The organism is Mycobacterium sp. TH-M25, assembly GCF_057473665.1.
Map to the genome: position 1 here is coordinate 1 of NZ_JBYCLA010000361.1, position 3,628 is coordinate 3,628.

Sequence of the window (3,628 nt, forward strand, 5' to 3'; positions counted from 1 at the left end):
CATAATCGAGGGTCGACTACCCCAGAGCCACCTCAGGTTCTGGCGAGCTCATGCCCGGCCGCCGGATCGAAATGAGAACCCGGGCGGCAAACGACCAAAGAGGACACCATGAAAGCTGACATTCATCCCGCCTACGAGGAGACCACCGTGGTCTGCGGATGCGGCAACACGTTCCAAACGCGCAGCACCAAGCCGGGAGGCCGGATCGTGGTTGAGGTTTGCTCACAGTGCCACCCGTTCTACACGGGCAAGCAGAAGATTCTGGACAGCGGCGGCCGGGTCGCCCGCTTCGAAAAGCGCTACGGCAGGCGCAAGGCGGCTGACAAGGCCGAATCAGCCGACAAATAGCTGGCTTACCGACGCCCGAACTGTGCTGAATCGGCACAGGCCGGGCGTCGGTTTGCGTTTGCGGCAGTCGGCCCGTTTCAGGAGGAAGGTCAGCATGACGCAGCCCGTACAGACGATTGACGTGCTGCTCGCCGAACACGCGGAGCTCGAGCATGCGCTGGCGGATCCCGAATTGCACAGCAAGCCAGACGAGGCGCGTAAAGCCGGACGCCGGTTCGCCCGATTGGCCCCGATTGTGGCAACCCACCGCATGCTGGTGGCGGCCCGAGACGATCTGGCGACCGCACGTGAACTCGCGGACGTCGACGAATCGTTCGCTGACGAGGTGGCCGATCTGGAATCACTGGTAGCCGAACTGGACACCCAACTCACCGACATGCTGGCACCGCGCGACCCCCATGACGCCGATGACATTGTGCTCGAAGTCAAATCCGGTGAGGGAGGCGAAGAGTCGGCCTTGTTCGCCGCCGACCTGGCCAGGATGTACATTCGCTACGCCGAGCGGCACGGCTGGACGGTAACGGTGCTGGACGAGACAACTTCAGATCTTGGCGGCTACAAGGACGCGACGATGGCTATTGGCAGCAAAGGTGATTCGGCCGACGGCGTGTGGTCGCGAATGAAGTTCGAGGGCGGGGTGCACCGGGTGCAGCGGGTACCGGTAACGGAATCCCAAGGCCGCGTGCATACTTCGGCGGCAGGTGTGCTGGTCTATCCGGAACCCGAGGAAGTCGGTGAGGTGCAGATCGACGAGTCGGATCTGCGCATCGACGTCTACCGGTCTTCGGGCAAAGGCGGCCAAGGCGTTAATACCACCGATTCCGCGGTGCGGATCACTCATCTGCCCACCGGGATTGTCGTCACCTGTCAAAACGAACGGTCGCAGCTGCAGAACAAGACCCGTGCGTTGCAGGTGCTGGCCGCCCGCCTACAGGCAATGGCCGAGGAGCAAGCACTAGCCGACGCGTCGGCGGATCGGGCCAGCCAGATTCGCACGGTGGACCGCAGCGAACGCATTCGCACCTACAACTTCCCGGAGAACCGGATCACGGACCACCGAATCGGTTACAAGTCACACAATCTCGATCAGGTCCTAGACGGTGATCTGGATGCGCTTTTTGACGCGTTAAGTGCTGCTGACAAGCAGGCTAGGCTGCAACAGGCATGATGGACCGTCCGGCGCGACGATGCGGCTCCGAAGGAATGAGGAGGAGGCGGATAATTCAGTCCGAGCTGCGGCGTGCGATTGACTCTGCTGCGACGCTACTCGCGGAAGCGGGGATCGGTTCCGCGCGTTGCGATGCCGAGCAGCTGGCCGCTCACCTAGCCGGCACCGATCGCGGTCGGCTGGCCTTGCTTGACACGCCCGGCGACGAGTTCTTCGGGCGTTACCGCGACGCCGTTGCCGCGCGGGCGCGGCGGGTGCCGTTGCAGCATCTCATCGGGACGGTGTCGTTCGGGCCAGTAGTGCTGCATGTCGGCCCGGGTGTGTTCATACCGCGCCCAGAGACCGAGGCCATATTGGCGTGGGCGATGGCACAGCGGCTGCCGGCGCGGCCAGTGATTGTGGATTCATGCACTGGATCCGGTGCGTTGGCGGTCGCGCTGGCTCAGCACCGGCCCGCGGCACGAGTGATTGGCATCGACGACTCCGATGCTGCCCTGGACTACGCACGCCGCAACGCTGTGGGCACCGCGGTAGAACTCGTGCGCGCCGATGTCACCACCCCGGGCCTGCTTCCCGAACTTGACGGACGCGTCGACCTCTTCGTGGCCAACCCGCCCTACGTTCCCGATGACCCCGTCTCGCTGTGCATTCTGGAACCTGAAGTGACCCAATATGATCCGCGTCACGCGGTGTTTGGTGGGCCGGACGGAATGGCGCTGACGGCTGACATTGTCGGTCTCGCTGCGCGTTGGCTGCGCCCCGGTGGCTTGTTCGCCGTCGAGCATGATGACAGCACATCGGTGCCAACGTTTGAATTGGTCTGCCGAACAGGACTTTTCGACGACGTCCTAGCCCACCACGATCTGGCCGGTCGGCCGAGGTTTGTGACGGCCCGCAGGTGCGGGCATCACCCGTGGACGGCGGAGAAGTGCCGCGCATGACTGAGGTGTTCGACTGCGCCGACCCGGACCAGCGTGCGCGCGGAATCGCTTCGGCTGTCGCGGCGCTCAAGGGTGGTCGACTGGTTGTCATGCCGACGGACACCGTCTATGGCATCGGCGCCGACGCCTTCGACAGCGCCGCCGTGGCCGCGCTGCTGTCAGCGAAGGGGCGAGGACGTGACATGCCGGTGGGTGTCCTGGTGGGCTCCTGGCACACCATCGAGGGTCTGGTCTATACGATGCCCGACGGGGCCCGTGAGTTGATCCGCGCATTCTGGCCGGGCGCGCTGAGCCTGGTGGTTGTGCAAGCGCCCTCGTTGAACTGGGATCTCGGCGATGCGCGCGGCACCGTGATGCTGCGAATGCCGTTGCATCCGGTTGCCATCGAATTGCTGCGTGAGGTCGGGCCGATGGCGGTTTCTAGCGCCAACGTCTCCGGTCAGCCGGCCGCGGTCGACGCCGACGGGGCGCGTGGTCAACTCGGCGAGCTGGTCGGGGTCTATCTCGATGCTGGTCCGTCCGCGCAGCAGGCCCCCTCGACCATCGTCGATCTGACCGGAGAAACCCCGCGGATCCTGCGACCCGGCCCCGTGAGTACTGCGCGGATCGCGGAGGTGCTGGGGGTGGCCCCCGCGAGTCTGACCGCCTAGCCGCTCGGCGGGGTTAATCGGGTCTCAGGAAGGTGGCGTACGTTTTCGAGGTGTCCAGCGACTTAGCCAGCTTTGCCAGTGGTTTGCTCGCCCTGTCTGATCGCAGCGCCGGTGTCCCGCTGCGCGAGCTTGCCCTGGTCGGACTGACCGCCGCGATCATCACGTACTTCGCAACCGGGCCGGTACGGGTGCTAGCCACCCGCTTGGGAGCGGTCGCCTATCCGCGCGAACGCGACGTTCATGTGACGCCAACCCCACGGATGGGTGGGCTGGCTATGTATCTCGGTGTTTTGGCTGCAGTCTTTCTGGCGTCTCAGCTTCCGGCGCTCACCCGCGGGTTCGTCTATTCCACGGGCATGCCCGCGGTGCTGGTGGCCGGTGCAGTGATCATGGGTATCGGGCTGATCGACGACCGCTGGGGTTTGGACGCGCTGACGAAGTTTGCGGGTCAGATCACCGCCGCCAGCGTACTGGTCACCATGGGCGTTGCCTGGAGCGTCCTCTATATCCCGCTGGGTGGC

General features: G+C 64.7%; 4 protein-coding genes and 1 pseudogene. All 5 read left to right on the plus strand.

Going from position 1 to position 3,628, the window contains the following annotated elements:
- The first annotated feature begins 108 nt into the window (after nt 1–108).
- On the plus strand, nt 109–348 hold the full coding sequence (gene rpmE / locus AC2VOU_RS12205) for a 50S ribosomal protein L31 (RefSeq protein ID WP_054879626.1): 240 nt from the start codon (nt 109–111) through the stop codon (nt 346–348).
- 94 nt (nt 349–442) lie between these two features.
- Nucleotides 443–1,516 (plus strand): peptide chain release factor 1, encoded by a 1,074-nt coding sequence (gene prfA / locus AC2VOU_RS12210; RefSeq protein ID WP_486957616.1) that lies wholly within the window; start codon nt 443–445, stop codon nt 1,514–1,516.
- A 53-nt stretch (nt 1,517–1,569) separates the two neighbouring features.
- Nucleotides 1,570–2,457, plus strand: a complete 888-nt coding sequence (locus tag AC2VOU_RS12215; protein ID WP_486957618.1) for a N5-glutamine methyltransferase family protein — start codon at nt 1,570–1,572, stop codon at nt 2,455–2,457.
- On the plus strand, nt 2,454–3,107 hold the full coding sequence (locus AC2VOU_RS12220; protein WP_486957617.1) for an L-threonylcarbamoyladenylate synthase: 654 nt from the start codon (nt 2,454–2,456) through the stop codon (nt 3,105–3,107). Before AC2VOU_RS12215 ends, AC2VOU_RS12220 begins: the two co-directional genes overlap by 4 nt.
- Before the next feature lie 32 nt (nt 3,108–3,139).
- A pseudogene (locus tag AC2VOU_RS12225) lies at nt 3,140–3,628 on the plus strand (undecaprenyl-phosphate alpha-N-acetylglucosaminyl 1-phosphate transferase); the annotation flags it as partial.